Consider the following 18,008-nt stretch of genomic DNA (forward strand, 5'->3'; position numbering starts at 1 on the left):
CTGTTATTAAACCTCACTCTAAAATTTTCCACACAAAGTGGATTTTTTGAGAATTTGAAATTTTCATCAATGATATTGCGATCAGTTTAAGTAAATCAATCAGAAAATTATCGACGTGAGTTGCTCAGGAGAAATTGTTGAAGAAGAAGAGCTTATTCAGATAAAGCCAAATGTAATGCAGCAATTAAAAAAAGCAAAGTACGGAGTCTCAGATCATTCTACTGTAGAATTATGTCATTGGACAAAGAAATCATTCAAGAATGAAGGAGATTGCTACAAGCACAAGTTTTATGGAATCTCCACACATCGATGCATGGAGTTTTCTCCTGCCGGAATGCATTGTGAAAATAGATGTGTATATTGTTGGAGACCGATGGAATTTTATGATTCATTAGCAATGGAACCAGAAAAAGTTGCAGAACCAGAACAAATTCTGACAAAGTTGATGGAAGAAAGAGAAAAATTGATCATGGGATATTATGGTGATAAAAGAAATGACAAACAAAAATTAGATGAGTCTAGATTACCAAGTCATTACGCAATTTCATTGTCTGGTGAACCAACAATGTATCCAAAATTACCAGAGTTGATCAAATATCTAAAATCACTAAAAAGTACAAAATCAATTTTCCTAGTGACGAACGGCCAAGAGCCAAACATGATACAAAGATTAGCTGATGAGGATGCTTTACCAACACAGCTATATCTCTCAACTAATGCAGCTGATTACAATTCATTTTTGAAGATAAATCGTCCTCGGTACAATGATTCATGGGAAAGATGGAACAAAACATTAGGAATGCTAAAACATCTAGACACTAGGACTGTTCTTAGAATAACTCTAATTCGAGATTACAATAACATCAACGAAATGATTCCTAGTTTTGCAAAAATGATTAATGAATCAAGCCCAAACTTTATAGAAATAAAGTCCTACATGCATATTGGACGCTCACGAAACAGGTTAGAACGAGACAATATGTTAGAGTTTAATGAAGTGGAACAATTTTCCAAAGAACTTGCGCGACAAAGTAAAATGTTTTCTGTAATGGATGTTAGTACCATATCAAGAATAGTAGTCTTGCAAAATATGGAACGATTCATCGATCGATGGATACCTGCTTACCAAACCACTTAGCAAATTTTTCTAATGATTTGTGTCTATGGGATAAAACATTTTTATTTTCAAGCTGCGCAAATGTTTTTGTTTCTCCCTCTGGAATAAAGATTGGATCATAACCCCATCCATTTCCTAATGCTTTTTGTGAAATTTTCCCTAAAATGGTTCCTTCAAATATTTTTGACGAGTTTTTTTCATCACTAAAAGATATGATAGAAGTAAATTTTGCTCTCAGATCCGAACTTACTAGTCGAAGAATTCCTTTGTTTCCAATTGTTTTAAAGACATATGATGAGTATGGACCTGGAAATCCATTTAATGCATCAATAAAAAGTCCATCATCTTCTATTATGACTGGACATTTACATTTTGAAAATGCGTTTTGTGATTTATGTGATGCAATTTTTTTTAATGAATCAGATTGTATTTCTTCTAATTCACATTTGTAAAATCCCAAGGCAATGTTAAAAGTTGTAAGGATCTCTTTTGCTTCATTGTATTTGTTTTTATTTGAAGATGCAAACATCAAATCATACGACTGTCGCATATCTACCTCGGCTCTCTATTACTGAAACTAGATGAATAATTTTACTAAATCGCGAAGCACCCATAGTATTTTTGTATCCAGATAAGAAATTTTTCCATGCAGAATCAATTACTTTTGCATGAGCGCTGTTTAGAATTTCCTTAAACAGCCTAAGATCTACAGCATGATCTTCTGGTTTTTCTGTTTTAATTGATAATCCAAAATCAATAAGAAAAATTTTCTTCTTAAAATAAATAAAATTAGAGGTAGTTAGATCACCATGCATTATACCATTAATATGTAAAATTCCTACAATCTTCCCAATTTGCTTGCACTTTTCAACTATCAATTTAGGTGGAAGTTGACCAATGGTCTTTCCATCAATAAATTGCATCAAAATGCTAAACTGACTAAGATTTACCTGATAGATTAATGGTGTAGACACACCAAATTCTTTGACTTTGGAGATTATTTCTGCCTCATGAATTGTTCTTTGTTTTCTAATTTTTTCATCAAGCTGTGTAATTCTATAGTCTTTTTTCTTACGAATTTTGAGTATTGATTTTTTTTCATTCCATTTGGTAAGAAAAAGGTCCCCCTCGGCTCCTTTTTTGAGTAATTTCATTAAAATTATATCCATAAGATGTGATTAAAAGCTAATTATGGAAAGTGATGAAAAAAAAATCAGGCAAGAAGATTGCAGCGAGGATGGATTTGGTCCAGGAATTCTTACTATTACAAACAAAAGAATTGCATTTGATAAAACTAGGGGAAGAATAATGGACTTTTCAAAGAAATTTGGAGATACTGTAATTGATGTGCCACTCGTAAAAATAAAAAAAGTGTGGAAGGAAGGATTACTTATGAAAAAAGTATGTTTTTCAGTAGAAACCGAAGATGGAGAAAAGTCTTACAAATTTGGTGTTTTCAGTAACGGTAGTTGGTTAGAAACATTTCAAGATGCCATTGAAGAAGCGAAAAATCAGTAACTGATTTCTACAGAGTCTAATCGCCATGACTGCCTAACAAAGGTTTCATCTAATTTTGCGCCACTCTTAGTTGTTGATTCAAGTAGACCAGTCCAAGCTATTTGTGAGCCACAGTCCCCAGCATATTCCAATGGCACAACAAAAAATTTACAATGTTGTCGTTTGCAAACTTGATGAAGCATTTGTGAGAGTCGCTTATTTGCAGCTACACCACCGACGACCATTAGCTCTTTTTTCTGTGTAAATGCCAAAGCGCGCTCTACTGCTTCAGATATCATTGCAAACGCAGTTTCCTGTAATGAAAAGCATGCAATTTCTTTTCCTTTAGGGATTAGAGACTTTGTTGCAGATAATAATCCAGAAAAAGAAACATCATTTCCTTTGACAGAATAAGGTAGTGATGCATACAAGTTTGTCTGAAGAGCCAGTGATTCAATTTGTTTTCCACATGGTGATGAAAATCCCAGTGAACGACCAAATTGGTCTAATAGCTGTCCCAACGTAATGTCAAGTGTTTCACCAAATACGCGCCACTTACCATATGTCAATGCAAGCAACATTGTATGTCCACCAGAAACTAATAGTACCAATGGATTTTTAGATCCGGTTAATAGCTTTCCTAGCTCAATGTGTCCTAGTGCATGATTAACAGGATAAATTGGAATTTTGTAATATGATGCTAGGGAACGTGCAACTATTGCACCAACACGTAGACATGGTCCTAGTCCAGGCCCTGCAGCATATGCAATGATATCTAAATCAGAAATTGATACGTCTGCTTTTTGTAATGCTTCTTGTAAAACCTGTGCGCTATTTTCAATGTGATGTCTAGATGCTTCGCGAGGATGTATGCCTGCACCTTCCGGTGGCCTATAGATCTTTCTGATATCAGAGAGAATTTTTCCTTTTTTATTATTTTTTTCAAGAACTGCACAAGAAAATGTGTGTGCAGTGCTTTCAACGCCTAAACATAACATGTTATCCTCTACTCATACTTGAAACAATCTTGATTACATCTCCATTTTTTAATTTATGATCAGCACCAATTCGTTGTTTTGTTTTACAGTCAATGGCATGAAGGAATCCTTTTGCGATATCAGCATGAATGATCTTTGCTAATTCCTTTGCAGTTGAATCAAGTGGTAAAAGTTTTGCATCTGGGAAAATTTTGCCGTCTTTGTTTGTAAATTTGGTTTCATCCTCTACAGGATACACTACGATAAATTTTAAGAGATCAAAAACAGTTTTGTTTAGTGCAGATTGTATACCAGTTGTAGTGATCTTTTCTAATACAGACGAAACTAGATCTAATGCCTTTTTTTGCTGAGGATTTAGTGAGTTTTCTTTTATTGTGAATTTCTCACTGCCTGCAACGTATTCAATCATTCCAGATTTGGAGGCCTTTCTTAGTAAGAGCTCAGATTCAGCACTACAAGGAATAACAATTGTGTCCTGAATTTTTTTTATGATGGATAAATCTTTACACAAATCGGCCTTGTTGGCTGCAATCAAGATTGGTTTTGTAATTTTACGCAGTTCTTTGGCAAAATTATAAAGATCATCATCATTCCATTCTGAGACTTTTTTTGTTTGCAGTCCTGTGTGTTGCAAAACAGACTGCACTTGGAAATCCTTTATTCCAAGTCCACTAAAGCGTTTTGTAATACCCTCGACAAGCTTTGTAGTTTTTTGTTCTATCTCCTTTGAAATTTTTTGCCATTCTCGTTTTAGGATTTGATTAAACCATTGTACAAATTCCTCTTCTACAAACTTGACATCTTCAAGAGGATCATGACTGCCAACACTGACAGGTTGGCCTTGAATGTCTGTTGTTCCAGCAATGTCAACAACATGAATTAACGCATCTGCTTGTCTTGCATCATCTAAGAACTGATTTCCTAATCCTTTTCCTTTGTGTGCATCTGGAACCAAACCAGCTATATCAATTAATTTTACTGGAACAAATCGCGTTCCATTAATACAGAATTGACTATTATGAGAAATTCCAAAGTGCTTACATGCACAATCAGTTTTGATGTGTGTCACCCCAACATTTGGCTCAATGGTGGTGAATGGAAAGTTACCAATTGGGACAGATGTTTCAGTAGCTGCTGAAAAAAATGTTGATTTTCCAACGTTTGCTTTTCCCAACAGCCCAATTTGCATGGAAAATCAAAATCAGATTATACATATTAGTATTGCAGCAATGATTTAATCTAGATTCTTTTCTGATAGAATATGTCGCTAGTAATTACAGGAAATCCTGGAGTTGGAAAACACACCATAGCAAATATAATTGCAACAAAATTAAATTCTGAAATTTGTGATATTAACAAAATTGCTTTAGAATCAAATTTTTATGAAAAAAATAATGGTGTGATTGATGTAGATGTAAAAAAAATCAAGCGTTACTTGAAGAAAAAAGTTTTGAAAAATTCAATTACAGTTGGCCATTTGGCGCCATATGTGTTATCAAAGGATCAAGTAAGTAAAGTAATCATTTTAAGAAAAAACCCATACAAACTCAATTCAATTTATAAAAAAAGAAGATATTCAAAAAAGAAATCTATAGAGAATCTTGATAGTGAAATTTTAGGAATCATAGCTTATGATTCCATGAAAGAATTTGGAAAAACAAAATGCATCCAAATTGATACCACTAATAAGACAATTAAAAAAACGGTTCAGGACGTAATGAAAGCAGCAAATGGAAATAAAAAAAGCGATAATGTTGACTGGCTCAGTCTAATAGCAGATAAAGATCATTTAAAAAAATTCTTTTCCTACTGATTTAATAATGAATCAAATATTTGGTATCTTACATTGTTTGAAATAATAAAAAGTGATCTTGCTGCAAGAATTGGGATACTACAGACAAATCACGGAAAGATTGAGACGCCGGCATTTGTTCCTGTAATTCATCCTGTAAAACAATCTATTCCAGCAAAAAAATTTCGTGAGCTTGGTTTTGATCTTGTAATAACTAATGCATACATTACAAAAAATAATTATGGAGAGGAAGCCATCCAAAGAGGAATTCACGACATAATTGGTTTTGATGGTTCAGTAATGACTGATTCAGGAGGGTATCAAGTTCTTGAATACGGAAAGGTCAAAGTTTCACATGAAGAGATGGCAAAATTTGAGACTGGAATCAAAACAGACATTGCAATTCCTTTGGACAAGCCAACAGGATTTGGATTACCAAAGAAGCTTGCCTTAGATTATGTCAAACACACACTTGATGTATCAAAGAAAACATTAGAGTCAAGTGAGGATAACGGGCAAATTTGGGTTGGCCCAATTCAAGGAGGAGAGCATTTTGATTTGGTGAAAAAATCAACTCAAGCACTTGTAAACCAGGGATTTGAAATGCTTGCACTTGGAAGTCCAGTTGAATTTATGGAATCATATGAGTACAAGCTACTAGCAGAGATGATTGTGGCTGCAAAAAAGCAGATTCCTCCTTCTATTCCACTACATCTTTTTGGCGCCGGACATCCACTGACAATTCCCTTTGCGGTGGCACTTGGTTGCGATACATTTGATTCTGCCTCTTACATGCTATATGCAAAACAAGATAGATACATTACAGAGGATGGCACTCGTCATCTTACAGAGATAAAGCAATTTTCATGCAACTGTGAGGTATGCTCTAAATTTTTGCCTAGTGAGTTGTCGGGTTTATCCTATGAAGACAAGAAGAACAATCTTGCATTGCATAATTTGTATGCAATAAAATCTGAAGTAGAGAGGGTCAAAGAGTCAATTCATGAAGGCAGATTGTGGGAATATGTCATAAAAAAGGCACGTGCACATCCAAAACTCTTTGAGACTATTGATGTTTTTACCCATAATGCAAAATATTTCATTAAAACAACTCCCAAATTCAAAGAAAAGGCAATCTTTCTATTTTCAAAAGAAGACCAGTTTAGACCAGAGATTCAATCATTTCATAATATAGTTAGAAAGTTTAGAACCAAAAACAAGACATTAGTAATTTTCAAAGAGACTAAACTAAAGCCAGCGTATTTGTCATCAGAATACAAAAGACTGGAAAATAAATTCAAAGATGTTGATTTGGTGCAGTTTTGCATCTACAATCCATTTTTGGGATTGGTTCCAATTGAGATTTCAGATATGTTTCCTGCATCTCATTATGTAATGGCAGATAAAAAAAGGGACTCAAAAGACTATACAGAATTTGGAAAGACATGGGAAGTATTCTTTGCAAAAAATAATTTTTCTAGTGTTTACTTTGATAGAGAAGATGAATTTTTAGTATTCTTTGCAAAAAAGATACCAAGATCAGCTAGAAAAAAATCTCTAAATTAAAAAAGAAAAAAGTGTACGAAAGATACCGCGCTTATAGAGCGGCGTCTTCTGCCCATCCTTTGATGAAAACTCCGTTCTTGTGAAGAGGTACAGGCTGTCCTGCAGTGTAATTCATTGGTCTCATCCAGAAGATTGATTTTGTTGGGCAAACCCCAATGCATGCACCGTCTGAGATGCATCTCTCTGGATAGAAAACAAATGCTTTACCTCTCTTCCAACCTTCAACAGGTTTTACACGAAGTACATCTGGGCCAAGAGAAGTACAGATTTCAACACATAGTGCGCATCCGATACATCTCTGTTCATCGATGTCTGGAAGTATTGCTATTGGCATTTATTTCACTTATTTTGATCAGTGCTCAGTTACTATTTAAACCATAATCGAAATCCATAACAGGGTTATAGCTATTTTGTGATCGCGTTTTGAAATTTTATTAGTTTTAGCTAATACTAGTTTGCATGAGGAGTTTTGATCAGTGGTTCAATAGTTTACCAGATGAAGCAAAGGAGATGATTCCATTGAATGAAAAACCACATCTCAATTTGATAAACTATCTTTGGGTGAATAATATTTTGGGAAGTAAAGAATCATCGTCTATTCCAACAGTAGAGGATCTATTAAGTTGGATAACAGACGGAGAAATTGAAGCAAAACGCGGATAATCTTTTTAAAAAATATCTAAAAAACAAAAGAAAAGAACGTGAAGTTCACGTTTTACTTTCTCATTGCGTCGATTTGGCCTGAGGTAACCCAGTCCAAAAGTTCTGCGGATGAAGGATTTAGGTCTGCCTTTTTGTCCATAAGGTTCTTTACCCAAATCCAGTTAATTTGGTTTAGAAGTGGTTTATTGTTCTCATCGCCAGCACGTACTTTTGCTACGAATGCTGGGTCTTGTTGATTTAACCATTCTTGAAAGCTTCTTCCCATGGGGATCGGATCTTAGCTTGCACTAATTAAAGCTTTTGAAGATTACATCCATAATGGAATGATCGGAATCAAATCAACAAGACTTTAAGGTGGATGTTTTAGCAATTGACTCTTGAAAGTAAGAGTTCTTGGAGCGGCTCAAGAAGTAGGTCGTTCTGGATTTTTAGTCGATTGTAATGGAACAAATCTTTTGTTGGATTATGGGGTTTTATTTGGAAAAAGAGGGACCCCACCACAATATCCCTTGCACGTCAAACCAAAGGATGTTGATTCGATAATTATCACCCATGCACATCTTGATCATTCAGGTTATGTTCCATCAATGTTTGTAAGTGGAAATTCGAGAGTCTATGCGACACCACCAACCATTGAGCTAAGTCGGTTACTAATTGAAGATATGCTCAAAATTGAAAAAAATACACATCCATTTGACATTCCAGAAGTAAATAACATGATTAAAAATACCAAAGAGATTGGTTACAAAGAAAAGATAAACCGCGGTGCTGCTTCCTTTGAATTTAGAGAATCAGGACATGTAATTGGCGGGGCTACAGTTTTACTAGAATCAGAAAAAAAGAAGTTATTCTACACAGGTGATATCAACGTTAAAGGTTCCAGAATGCTTCGAAAGGCAGATCTTGATGTAGGCGAAATTGACTTGCTGATAACTGAGAGCACTTATTCCCAAACAGATCAAATGCCTCGCCAAGAATCCGAAGCAGGATTGATTGAATTTGCAAATGAGGTAATGGACAGAAAAGGAACGCTGTTCATTCCTTCTTTCTCAGTTGAACGCTCACAGGAGATTGCATGTGTTTTGAAAAATTCTAATTTTAAGCACAAAATTATCATGGATGGAATGGCATTGAAGGTAAATGAAATCATGTTTAGATATCCAGAGTATCTCCGAGATCCAAAAGTGTTTTCTGATGCAATAAATCAATCAGTATCTATTCATGATCATGAACAACGTAAAAGAGCGCTAGAAGAGCCATGCGTCGTAATTTCTCCAGCTGGAATGTTGGTTGGTGGAAATGCAGTTTACTATCTTCAACATTTGGCATTTGATAACAAAAATGGAATTGCTTTGGTTTCATATCAGGGTGAAGGAACTCCTGGAAGAAAACTTTTGGAGACTGGAAAAGTTTCTACACGTGGAAAGGATTTGAAAGTTGAAGCACAAGTAAAACAGTTTGAGTTTTCTGGTCATTCAGACAGAAGTGAACTATTTGAAATGCTAAAACAGATCAAGGGAAACCCCAAAGTTTTGACAGTACATGGAGACAATCAATCTTGTATAAAATTTGCAGAAGAGATTCATGAAAAATTTGGTTTTGAAGCTCATGCACCAACATTTGATGAAATCATCACAGTCTAAATGGCATCAAAGAGTACCATAAATCTAGATTCAACGATAAATAGCGGTCAGGTGTTTCTTTGGAAAAAGGAGGGTGGTTTTTGGTATGGAATTGATGGGGATAGAGTACTCTGTATAGATTCTACTAATTTGAAAGTGAAAAGCTCTGGAGTAAAGGTGGATTACTTTAGGGAATCTGATGATATTGGAAAAATTCTAAAAAGTCTCAAAAAAGACGAGGTGGTAAAAACAGCAATCTCTCAAAATGAGGGCCTCAGATTGCTTCGTCAGGACCCATTTCAATGCTATATCTCATTTATTGTTTCATCAAATTCCAATATTCAAAACATCAAATCAACATTAAACAAATTATGTAAAAAATTTGGAGAAAGGATAGAGTTTGATAAAAAAGAATTTTTCTTATTTCCTACTTCTGCCAGTCTTGCAGAAGCATCAAATGTAGAGTTGTTAGAATGTGGTTTGGGCTATAGGGCAGATTTTGTAAAAAAAGCAGCAAAAGAAGTAGATAATGGAATTATGGATTTGAAATTGCTAAAAAAAATGAGCTATGATGATGCAAAGAAAGAATTACTAAGAATTTTTGGCATAGGAAATAAAGTTGCAGATTGCATAATGTTATTTTCATTAGAAAAACTAGAGGCATTTCCATTGGATACTTGGATGCTAAAAATTTTGAGAAAATATTACGAAGATGTTTTACCAATAGAGGGAAAATCAATTACAGAAAAAAGATACAATACGTTACATGAAAAAATCATATCACATTTTGGTCCATATGCAGGATACTCTCAACAATTTCTTTTCAAAATGGAAAGAGATGCTTTTCATAAAAAATGGTTGTAAACCCTTAATATGGTAAATATTTTTCAGACTCTTGGGCCTGTAGCTCAGCATGGATAGAGTGTTGGACTTCTAATCCAATGGCCAAGGGATCGAAGCCCTTCGGGCCCGCTTAAATTTACAAAATTATTTATTTTCTGACATAATTGATTCTACATGAAGGATATTGAATTAAAACTAGAAAATTTAGATTTCAAACCTAATGAAGAGATAAAAGGCATCATAAAAGTAAATTTTCCTGGGAGATACGATGGCGTAGTAATTAATACCCAAATTCTTAATTCAAATGAGTTAATCATCTACAAGTCCTATAATGGAAAGCAAATCTCACAAAATGTTTCACGATTATTTGTAAATAGAGATATGATGCCAGAAAACAAAGTAGAATTTACTGCCGTTATAGAATTTATTCCTAAAGAAATTCATGAAGTGAAATTTCGTGCATCAATTATAGAACAACATAAAGAGATTGAAAGTGATGTTGTTTTTGCAAAGATTTCTTAGAATCTTTGTTTAGTAATCTCTAGTTTTCCAGTCATCCAAGGATGTGGTGTACAGTGATACTCAACTACATGAGGTTCAGTAAATAAGAACTCATATTCTTCACCAGCTTTGATTACACCTGGGGAGCCAAAGTCTCCACTGTAAGAATCAGCCATACGATGATCAGGAGTTACAGTATGTGGAACATCATCTAGATTTTTCCAAACTATATGATTATCTATTCCTAGCTGAATATTGACAAGTTTTGGAACAAAATTATCTTGTTGATCAGCACTTGCAGAGCCAGGTATCATATCAATAATTGTCTTTTTTACTGGGTGTAGGATATGTTCATCAACTGAAGGTTTTGCAAGTGATTCTGGCAAATAAAACATCTGATAAAATCCGATTGCAACTGTTAATCCAACAATTACGGTAATTACTCCAATGCCGTATGCATGAGAAGTTGTAGATGTGCTCAACTAATTTCAGTACTCGTCGATGATATTATAAAGCTTCTTTAGAAATTACTAGAATTTCTTTAGATCAGAAGTTCCAAGTGTGGTGTCTTTTTCGTTGTTTAAACCAACGTCTGCTTTTACTTGGGGTGTTGCAACTTCAGCTTTTGGTGGTTCTTTTTTGTCATCTAGACTAGGAGAGCCTTCAGGTAATTTTGGGGTCTCTGATTGTGACTCTTCAGTAATTGCCTTTGGTCGCTCTTCTGTCATAATGCTTGGAGGTGCAGGTGGGGCCTTCTTTGCCTCGTTTAGTCCATAACGATAGACATGGAAGAATGCTGCAAAGACAATCAGTATCAAGCCTACAAAGAATAACGACAGATTATTCATTCCTGAAATAGCAGCATTATACGCCGTAATGTTTAGGAAAACTTGGAATGCAATTAATCCAATAATTACCCAGTTAATCCACTTTTGAGATAAATTAATTGATGCGATCTTCTTTGGTCCTTGTTCTTTTGCAATCTTGGCTTTTCTTTCCGCTTCTTTTGCCAAGTGAATCATCATATAACTAAATCCAAAGCCCATTGGAACCAGCAGAATCATGACCAAATAGAGGTAAATTGGATCAATGACTAGTCGTTGGACTAGAGGTAATGTTGTATCTGCAGGAATATAGAATCCCCAATAAGTCGTAACCATGATTTGAGCAATTCCAGTTATACCAAATGCTGTGATTATCGGTCTATCTTTCCATGAAAATTTCTTGTATCTATCAAGGAATGGTATCAGTAACAACGATAGAATGAACAAGCCAGGCCAAAGAACGCCAGTAACAAACTTGTCATATTGAGTTCTAAGGAATGCATACAATCCAGTCAAGTACCATTCGGGTACTGTGATGCCAGGCGGCACCGTGGGTTCAAATTTGAATCCCATGTCAATTGGGAATACACCTCCAGTGATCAGAATAGCTCCAGAAATTGCCATTACCATTGGTACGTCAAATACTAGGAATCGTGGGAAGTGGACTGCCATCAATCCTAACATTACCAAAGGCAACAAGAACACATGTTGTGCATAGAATCGTAACACAAAGTCCGAGAATCCCGCACCGAACATCGTATCCCGTATGACAGGCCCTGCTACAGGTATAGAGTTTGTCAGTGATGCAGCAATACTAATCGCAAGCTCAGCTCTTTCGCTAAATATTATATCATATCCCGTGAATGCTTCAAGAATAGTTACAGTACCTAGTATAACACCAGTAACCCAAAGAATTTCATTTCTAATTTTGTATCTTCCGCTAAAGTATTGATAATACATGTGTAGTATTGCCAAGAGAACCATTGCGTTGGAACCATGATAGTGAATATTTCTAATATGAAAACCAAATGGAACTTCGTCGTTGATGAATTTTACACTATCCCATGCTCTATCTAGTATTGGTTGATAGTAAAACATCAACAGAGCGCCAGAAATTCCAAGAATAACAAAAACGATGAATGTTAACATCCCCAAAAATCCAAATGGGCTTACAAATCTTGCAGGGAATGAAAACTTGATTGCAGTAAAGATGGTTCTATCTAATCCATCCCATATCCAGTAAAAGAAAGCAACTGCTCCCGTATGTCTATTTAACGAAACGGCCATATCCTATTACTCCATTTTCATTTACTCCCCACGTAGGTGGTTGAATCCACAAGAATCCATCGGCATCAGCTTCAAAAGTTAATTGTGGTAATGTGTTAGATGGTGGTGCTTGTAATGACGCAGGTCCAGCAAAAGCAGTTCCTGTGGTAGGACTATACATACTTCCATGACATGGACATTCACCTCTTCTTCTACCCTCATCAGGCCAATACTTCCACAAACACCAGAGATGAAGACACACCATGCTAAAAGCTCTAAATGATGTAGCTTCTTGTTTTTCTCCACCTAGTTCTTTTGGTAATCTAATAAATTGCCATTTTCGAAATGCTTCTTCATCTAATACTCTGTCACCAGTTTTTGGATAAGTGATTACTTCAGCATGATTAATTGGAAAAGTTTTGACGTTAGCTTGTGTTCCATCTGGTAATTCAACTGGAACTTTTTCTAAAGTCGCAGATGATGGGTTTGGCATGAAATTTCCCCATGGAACAAAAGGAGCAAATGCAAGTCCAGTTCCTGCAGCACCCATTAATTTTAGAAAATCTCGTCTAGATAAACCACCGCTCTTTTGGCGCCCCTGCTCTGACATTCAAGCTCCGTACTCGCCAAATTGTTTATAAACCTTGTTTCAGGTTTTTGATAAAATTATCTTCCCAGTTATAACAAAAAGAAAATTTCATCTGTGATCGCAATATTAGATAAAATCGATTATTGGTTTGGAGAGATGTTAGTAAATTTTGCAGCTATTGTAATTGGTTCTGTTGTAGAGTTACCACCAAATAGCGTAGTGTGAGTCATCAGACTGTATGTTCCAGTTTGATTAATTGGCACATACAAAACAGTTGAGGTATCATCTTTGTTTTTTACTGGGAAGAAACCCCCACCTTGACTAAACGGAGAAGGACCAAGCCAGTCATTTGAGGCCCAGCTCATGAAATGACCAAATACTCCAGATGGAACATTACTTTGAACTATTCGACCTTTTGGATCTACAGCAAATACTGAAAGGTTCGTATCTGGATTTTCCCAAGATATCTCTATTGCAGCAGTATTGATTTGTGCATCATTAATGTCAAAATAAAATTGTCGCCAATCACCCGCCATGTATCGGTTTACCATGTCAAATGCACCCTTGGTATAACTTGTTCCATACAATACATCATCTGTTTCTTTTCCATTAATTAACACAAGTGAATCTTCTTTAGGAATTTTTTGTATTACTGCAAACGAAACTGGAATGTTTACTGTATGAGAATCACTGGCAAACTCTAAAAATCCTTGATACGTTCCTGTTTGATATCCAGTTGGTACAAAGATTGTTGCATAAACATGTGACTTGCTTTCTGGCGGTACTTCAATGAAATTGTTATCAAGCCATATAGTACTCCAAAAATTTTTCTTGTAATAGTTTGCAGAAAGATCATATTCCATTGATGTAGAATTTAGTCGTGTGTCACCCAACCAGTATGAGTATCGTGTTGGAACAGGATACACGCCAACTAATGGAACATCAGAAAATTTTGAAGAAGGTTCTGCTACTCGCATTTCTTGAACAGTTCCCCATGAGCCTGCTCTATTTACCATTGATAGTTCATCACTTGAAACTTTGGTATCGTTGTTGTTATCAGACCAGTCATAAAGATAAAGCGATGCTATCCGTAGATCATTTGCATAAATATCATTAGTGAAATTCATGAATTGTTTAAAATTAAAATTTGCATTAAGAACCAATAATGATGCATCTTCTGGAATGAATTTCTTTTCAGAATAGTAAGATGCTAAATCATCATACTGTTTTACATCTGCAAGTTGAATATAATTTGGTGAAAATGTATTTGGTTTTTGTAATACCGGATCTTGAACATGCGGAATAGTTTCTCCACTGAATTTATCTGTCTTTATTAACTCAAAATATTTTGGTGTGATTTGGATCTTCAAGGTTACATTAGTTGGATTCTCAATTGTAAATTTTGCAGAACTTCTCTCTCCTTGTAACAACTGACCACCAAACCAATTAGAGGTATGCATTATCTTTGAAGGCATTTCAAATCTTTCTAGACCAAATGAGGTAGAATTGATTAGTGATAGAGGCCCATCTAAAATTTTTTTAATGTTTGTATAAGTTGCATCATTATAGACAATAAATTTTCCATCTTTACCTTTTACAAATTCTATTGCGCTGCCTACATTAACTAGTCCAGAGCCTTGCGTGAAAGGATCATTTTGTAGATCAGTGGCAGTCGACATTAAGATATTTTTTATTCTAAATGAATCTGCTTTCTGAGAATTATCGTTTAGTCCTTCAACTACTATTGCTGCACTGCCAGATACCAAAGGGGCGGCCATACTGGTTCCACCATACAGGGAGAAGGCCTCCTGTTTGGAATCCTTTTTGAGTTTTGTTACTGCAGATGGAGTGAAACCGTGAGCTCCAATACTCATAATATCTGGTTTTGGATCACCAATTAATCCAGGGCCTCTACTGGAAAAATCAACAATATGATTTGCATGATCGGTTGTATTTCCAAATCGTGGTTGATCTTTGAAGGGCCCATATCCAACAAATACATTATTTGTTGTAGCACCAACTGCAAGACCAAAGGGCGCTGCATTTGGTAATCCAATTGTTCCATATCCATGGCCAGAGTTACCAGCGCTTGATACCATTAATACGCCAGGATAGTTTTCATCTAATGATTTTGGTATTGTTAATGTGTTGAGTATTTGTGAAAGTAAATCCATTCCAGGTGCATACTGCATTAATGGAAAATTTGAAACTCCCCAGCTGTTAGAGATGATATCTGCTCTAGGATGCCCCTGAAATTCCCACTTGCTGTTTTTATTATCAAACCCTGCTGCCCATAACCAAGCATAAACACTGTCACCAAACCATAATGCCTTTACAGGTATAATTTTTGCATCAGGTGCGATTCCCTTTATTGAAAATTTCTTTGTATTATTGTAAATATCGTATTGTTCAATTCCCTTGGAAGTAATTGATGCTGCACTAGATGTTCCATGACCCATAAAATCAGTCATAACACCAAAAAATTGTCCATTAGGATCCATAGGAGGAAGAACTGTTCCGTTAATTGCTTTTAGTGTTTTATCAAGTTGTGATTTTGTATCAGTTACAGCACCATAGACATCGACTACGCTTGCACCAACTGTTCCGGCACTGTAATCAAATTTTCCATCCTTATCAAAATCATACCTTAAAATTTCATTACCACTTCCAAGTGTAATGGGTTTTTCATCTGTAAAATCAAAATCATAATTTGGTTTTTGTCCTCTAGGTAATTCAAACCTAACATAATCTTCCCATGATGTTGACAAGTCAGGAATTATCGTATCATATACTCCAGCTATATTTGCATCAACAACTAAGACAGGTACAACTTGTAATCTAGTGAGCGGTCCTTCCAGTGCACCCTGATACATTACTCCAAGGCGATAAATTCCACTCTTTGAATCGATAAATTCCCTACTGTTTTTACCTATCTTCATGTCGTCATTTAATGTACCATTAAAGACAGGAGTAGGTCCTTGATGTGGAAAAAATGAATTGTAAATTTGTATTATGGTTCCTTTGCCACCTTGCTTTACATCAAGAAAGACCCCATCACGAGTCTTGTACACTGATGAAGTTGCAAAATCAGGTAATGTTTTTGAATAATTTCTAATTATTCTATCATCATTAATGTTTGCGACAAATGTTGCATTTGTAAGTATGATTCCTTGACCATCTGCATCCAACATAATTGGATGATTATTTTTATCCCTAGCAAGAGAATGTTCCACATCAGGGTTTGAAAAATCTACCCCAGTATCCACAATAGCTATGTTTACTCCATTTCCTGTGTATCCATATTTTTCATGAACCAATTCAGAATTAATTATAGATGCAACTTTTGATCCATCTTGAATTGAATTAGAATGAAAATCTACTTTAAAATCTTCTATTACGTGATACCCCCTTGTTTGTAATTTTGGTATCATCTCATCAGAAAATAAACCAACAAAGAAAAATCCTGTACCAGAGTTAATAGAGTAAATTTGATTAGATGAGAATTGATTTACATCTACATTTTCATTCCCAAAAACAAGATATCGTTTTACTTTTGGGATAGTATCATGAATTTGTGGTGGTACTTCAACAATTCCTGATTTTGTGATTAATGGACTTTGGGAATTGATATTATTGGATAAAGGTAGATCACCGCCCAAAAATCCTTGAGCTGAAAAAGTCGGAAATAACAACAATACTATTAAAAAAATTGCCACTTGTGGCATCATGTAAATTTCTTTGTATCTTTACTATTATAGCTATCTTCTTCGTGCAATGATTACTATTTGTAATGCTACAATAATTCCAATTGATGCTACTATTGGAAAGAGTAATGAGTTTAATTGGACTGAAGCTTCTTCAATATTTCTTACAGAGTTTGAAACAGTAGATACACTTGCATCAATATTACCACTTGCTTTTTCTAGTGTAGAGCCAAATCCTTCAATTTCAGATTTTAGGACATTTAGTTCAGCAGATGTTTCATCTAGAATTGAATTTAATTCAATTATTTGCTCAGATATTCCTTTGATATCTTGACTTAGTATAGTAGTGGCTGCAGAGCCATGAGATACAGTTCCTTGATGAAAGGTTACTACATGAAAGACATAAGTTCCCAATAGTTTAGGAATATAATCAACATAATACAATCCTTGATGTAATGTTTGAAATGAATTTGAAAGGTTTTCTACGGAACCGTTTGGTAAGTGCACATGTGTAGTGGCTAATAGGGTAGTGGGTTCACCTTCTATAAGCAATCCATCGCTAGTTGTTTGAACAAAAACACGGATTGATTCATTTCTTACTCCTGTCTCAGGAACAAACACAATGGTGTTTATTTGTCTGTCAACTGGGACATCAACTAGCTCTGAAGTAGAAGTAAACTTTACATCAACTCTTTTTGAGATTCCATTTTGTTCTGGGCTGAGTACTTCAACAGTATATGTTCCATATGGAAAATTAGCTGAAGGAGACGGCCAAACCACCAATACATGATTGAACATACCATCTTTGTCTACCTTTATTTGATCAAAGTTTGCTATTGTGCCATCTGGAGAAAATAATCGTATAAGTAAATCTTCGTTAGGTAGTGCATTACCATAAGTCAGAAGTGGTTGTCCTTCTGAATACACTTTACTGTTTGTAAAAAGATTAAGATTTTCAGAGTATGAATTTTGGATTAGTCCTAAGCTAAGAAAAATCATCATACCAATAATAATTAGTTTCAATTC

Annotated in this window: 19 protein-coding genes and 1 tRNA gene; 9 read left to right on the plus strand and 11 right to left on the minus strand. The window is 35.2% G+C overall.

From position 1 onward, the window contains the following. Positions 1 to 115 precede the first annotated feature (115 nt). The gene (gene twy1 / locus C6988_RS09055; RefSeq protein WP_182134815.1) at positions 116 to 1,138 is read left to right on the plus strand and encodes a 4-demethylwyosine synthase TYW1; all 1,023 of its coding nucleotides are present in this window, start codon (positions 116 to 118) and stop codon (positions 1,136 to 1,138) included. On the opposite strand, the gene rdgB is transcribed toward twy1, so the two are convergent. Both rdgB and C6988_RS09065 read right to left on the minus strand, forming a co-directional pair. Beyond that, positions 1,101 to 1,667, minus strand: a complete 567-nt coding sequence (rdgB, locus tag C6988_RS09060) for an RdgB/HAM1 family non-canonical purine NTP pyrophosphatase (protein WP_182134817.1) — start codon at positions 1,665 to 1,667, stop codon at positions 1,101 to 1,103. The two genes, twy1 and rdgB, sit on opposite strands and share 38 nt — an antisense overlap. After that, entirely contained in the window at positions 1,651 to 2,271 is a 621-nt protein-coding gene (locus C6988_RS09065) for a KEOPS complex kinase/ATPase Bud32 (protein WP_182134819.1), read from the minus strand. Before C6988_RS09065 ends, rdgB begins: the two co-directional genes overlap by 17 nt. A 37-nt stretch (positions 2,272 to 2,308) precedes the next feature. Here C6988_RS09065 and C6988_RS09070 point away from each other — a divergent pair, with 37 nt between their 5' ends. Continuing rightward, a complete protein-coding gene (locus C6988_RS09070; protein ID WP_182134821.1) occupies positions 2,309 to 2,635 on the plus strand; it encodes a PH domain-containing protein in 327 nt (108 codons plus the stop codon). Here C6988_RS09070 and kae1 read toward each other — a convergent pair. Both kae1 and C6988_RS09080 read right to left on the minus strand, forming a co-directional pair. Then, complete coding sequence (kae1, locus tag C6988_RS09075) at positions 2,629 to 3,612, minus strand: KEOPS complex N(6)-L-threonylcarbamoyladenine synthase Kae1 (RefSeq protein WP_182134823.1); 984 nt, start codon at positions 3,610 to 3,612, stop codon at positions 2,629 to 2,631. The two genes, C6988_RS09070 and kae1, sit on opposite strands and share 7 nt — an antisense overlap. Before the next feature lies 1 nt (position 3,613). Continuing rightward, positions 3,614 to 4,801, minus strand: coding sequence for a redox-regulated ATPase YchF (locus tag C6988_RS09080; RefSeq protein ID WP_182134825.1), 1,188 nt, complete (start codon positions 4,799 to 4,801; stop codon positions 3,614 to 3,616). Positions 4,802 to 4,873: 72 nt separating this feature from the next. On the opposite strand from C6988_RS09080, the gene C6988_RS09085 reads away from it, so the two are divergent. Together C6988_RS09085 and tgtA are read left to right on the plus strand one after the other, a co-directional pair. After that, positions 4,874 to 5,425, plus strand: coding sequence for an adenylate kinase family protein (locus C6988_RS09085; protein ID WP_182134827.1), 552 nt, complete (start codon positions 4,874 to 4,876; stop codon positions 5,423 to 5,425). 33 nt (positions 5,426 to 5,458) lie between these two features. Further along, positions 5,459 to 6,970, plus strand: coding sequence for a tRNA guanosine(15) transglycosylase TgtA (tgtA, locus tag C6988_RS09090; RefSeq protein WP_182134829.1), 1,512 nt, complete (start codon positions 5,459 to 5,461; stop codon positions 6,968 to 6,970). A gap of 31 nt (positions 6,971 to 7,001) precedes the next feature. Here the strand turns inward: tgtA and C6988_RS09095 are convergent, their stop codons facing one another. Beyond that, complete coding sequence (locus tag C6988_RS09095) at positions 7,002 to 7,304, minus strand: ATP-binding protein (protein ID WP_182134831.1); 303 nt, start codon at positions 7,302 to 7,304, stop codon at positions 7,002 to 7,004. A gap of 125 nt (positions 7,305 to 7,429) precedes the next feature. Between C6988_RS09095 and C6988_RS09100 the strand changes: the two genes are divergently transcribed. Beyond that, a complete protein-coding gene (locus C6988_RS09100) occupies positions 7,430 to 7,633 on the plus strand; it encodes a hypothetical protein (protein WP_182134833.1) in 204 nt (67 codons plus the stop codon). Positions 7,634 to 7,685: 52 nt separating this feature from the next. On the opposite strand, the gene C6988_RS09105 is transcribed toward C6988_RS09100, so the two are convergent. Beyond that, the gene (locus C6988_RS09105; RefSeq protein ID WP_182134835.1) at positions 7,686 to 7,898 is read right to left on the minus strand and encodes a hypothetical protein; all 213 of its coding nucleotides are present in this window, start codon (positions 7,896 to 7,898) and stop codon (positions 7,686 to 7,688) included. Between the two features lie 112 nt (positions 7,899 to 8,010). Here C6988_RS09105 and C6988_RS09110 point away from each other — a divergent pair, with 112 nt between their 5' ends. The 4 genes from C6988_RS09110 to C6988_RS09125 all read left to right on the plus strand — a co-directional run bounded on the left by C6988_RS09110 (position 8,011) and on the right by C6988_RS09125 (position 10,620). Beyond that, positions 8,011 to 9,276 carry an MBL fold metallo-hydrolase gene (locus tag C6988_RS09110; RefSeq protein WP_182134837.1) on the plus strand — a complete coding sequence of 422 codons (1,266 nt, stop codon included), beginning with the start codon at positions 8,011 to 8,013 and terminating at the stop codon, positions 9,274 to 9,276. Beyond that, the gene (locus tag C6988_RS09115; protein WP_182134839.1) at positions 9,277 to 10,119 is read left to right on the plus strand and encodes a DNA-3-methyladenine glycosylase 2; all 843 of its coding nucleotides are present in this window, start codon (positions 9,277 to 9,279) and stop codon (positions 10,117 to 10,119) included. It abuts the gene before it with no gap. A 33-nt stretch (positions 10,120 to 10,152) separates the two neighbouring features. Further along, positions 10,153 to 10,227 (plus strand) — tRNA-Arg (locus C6988_RS09120). Between the two features lie 45 nt (positions 10,228 to 10,272). Continuing rightward, on the plus strand, positions 10,273 to 10,620 hold the full coding sequence (locus C6988_RS09125; RefSeq protein ID WP_182134841.1) for a hypothetical protein: 348 nt from the start codon (positions 10,273 to 10,275) through the stop codon (positions 10,618 to 10,620). Here C6988_RS09125 and C6988_RS09130 read toward each other — a convergent pair. The 5 genes from C6988_RS09130 to C6988_RS09150 all read right to left on the minus strand — a co-directional run bounded on the left by C6988_RS09130 (position 10,617) and on the right by C6988_RS09150 (position 17,984). Further along, on the minus strand, positions 10,617 to 11,081 hold the full coding sequence (locus C6988_RS09130; RefSeq protein WP_255464460.1) for a cupredoxin domain-containing protein: 465 nt from the start codon (positions 11,079 to 11,081) through the stop codon (positions 10,617 to 10,619). The genes C6988_RS09125 and C6988_RS09130 overlap by 4 nt on opposite strands. Before the next feature lie 48 nt (positions 11,082 to 11,129). Next, the gene (locus tag C6988_RS09135; RefSeq protein ID WP_182134843.1) at positions 11,130 to 12,710 is read right to left on the minus strand and encodes a cytochrome b; all 1,581 of its coding nucleotides are present in this window, start codon (positions 12,708 to 12,710) and stop codon (positions 11,130 to 11,132) included. Then, complete coding sequence (locus C6988_RS09140; protein ID WP_182134845.1) at positions 12,691 to 13,299, minus strand: ubiquinol-cytochrome c reductase iron-sulfur subunit; 609 nt, start codon at positions 13,297 to 13,299, stop codon at positions 12,691 to 12,693. The genes C6988_RS09135 and C6988_RS09140 overlap by 20 nt, the downstream gene beginning before the upstream one ends. 119 nt (positions 13,300 to 13,418) lie before the next feature. Next, entirely contained in the window at positions 13,419 to 17,006 is a 3,588-nt protein-coding gene (locus tag C6988_RS09145; protein WP_342752383.1) for a S8 family serine peptidase, read from the minus strand. Between the two features lie 30 nt (positions 17,007 to 17,036). Continuing rightward, on the minus strand, positions 17,037 to 17,984 hold the full coding sequence (locus tag C6988_RS09150; protein WP_182134922.1) for a methyl-accepting chemotaxis protein: 948 nt from the start codon (positions 17,982 to 17,984) through the stop codon (positions 17,037 to 17,039). Positions 17,985 to 18,008 lie beyond the last annotated feature (24 nt).

This window comes from Nitrosopumilus sp. b1 (assembly GCF_014078545.1).
GTDB lineage: Archaea > Thermoproteota > Nitrososphaeria > Nitrososphaerales > Nitrosopumilaceae > PXYB01.

Excerpts from the sequence above, each read along its gene's own strand:
- rdgB (WP_182134817.1), bottom strand. The coding sequence starts at position 1,667 with ATGCGACAGTCGTATGATTTGATGTTTGCATCTTCAAATAAAAACAAA.
- C6988_RS09065 (WP_182134819.1), bottom strand. The coding sequence starts at position 2,271 with ATGAAATTACTCAAAAAAGGAGCCGAGGGGGACCTTTTTCTTACCAAA.
- C6988_RS09070 (WP_182134821.1), top strand. The coding sequence starts at position 2,309 with ATGGAAAGTGATGAAAAAAAAATCAGGCAAGAAGATTGCAGCGAGGAT.
- kae1 (WP_182134823.1), bottom strand. The coding sequence starts at position 3,612 with ATGTTATGTTTAGGCGTTGAAAGCACTGCACACACATTTTCTTGTGCA.
- C6988_RS09080 (WP_182134825.1), bottom strand. The coding sequence starts at position 4,801 with ATGCAAATTGGGCTGTTGGGAAAAGCAAACGTTGGAAAATCAACATTT.
- C6988_RS09085 (WP_182134827.1), top strand. The coding sequence starts at position 4,874 with ATGTCGCTAGTAATTACAGGAAATCCTGGAGTTGGAAAACACACCATA.
- C6988_RS09095 (WP_182134831.1), bottom strand. The coding sequence starts at position 7,304 with ATGCCAATAGCAATACTTCCAGACATCGATGAACAGAGATGTATCGGA.
- C6988_RS09100 (WP_182134833.1), top strand. The coding sequence starts at position 7,430 with ATGAGGAGTTTTGATCAGTGGTTCAATAGTTTACCAGATGAAGCAAAG.
- C6988_RS09105 (WP_182134835.1), bottom strand. The coding sequence starts at position 7,898 with ATGGGAAGAAGCTTTCAAGAATGGTTAAATCAACAAGACCCAGCATTC.
- C6988_RS09115 (WP_182134839.1), top strand. The coding sequence starts at position 9,277 with ATGGCATCAAAGAGTACCATAAATCTAGATTCAACGATAAATAGCGGT.
- C6988_RS09125 (WP_182134841.1), top strand. The coding sequence starts at position 10,273 with ATGAAGGATATTGAATTAAAACTAGAAAATTTAGATTTCAAACCTAAT.
- C6988_RS09135 (WP_182134843.1), bottom strand. The coding sequence starts at position 12,710 with ATGGCCGTTTCGTTAAATAGACATACGGGAGCAGTTGCTTTCTTTTAC.
- C6988_RS09140 (WP_182134845.1), bottom strand. The coding sequence starts at position 13,299 with ATGTCAGAGCAGGGGCGCCAAAAGAGCGGTGGTTTATCTAGACGAGAT.
- C6988_RS09145 (WP_342752383.1), bottom strand. The coding sequence starts at position 17,006 with ATGATGCCACAAGTGGCAATTTTTTTAATAGTATTGTTGTTATTTCCG.
- C6988_RS09150 (WP_182134922.1), bottom strand. The coding sequence starts at position 17,984 with ATGATGATTTTTCTTAGCTTAGGACTAATCCAAAATTCATACTCTGAA.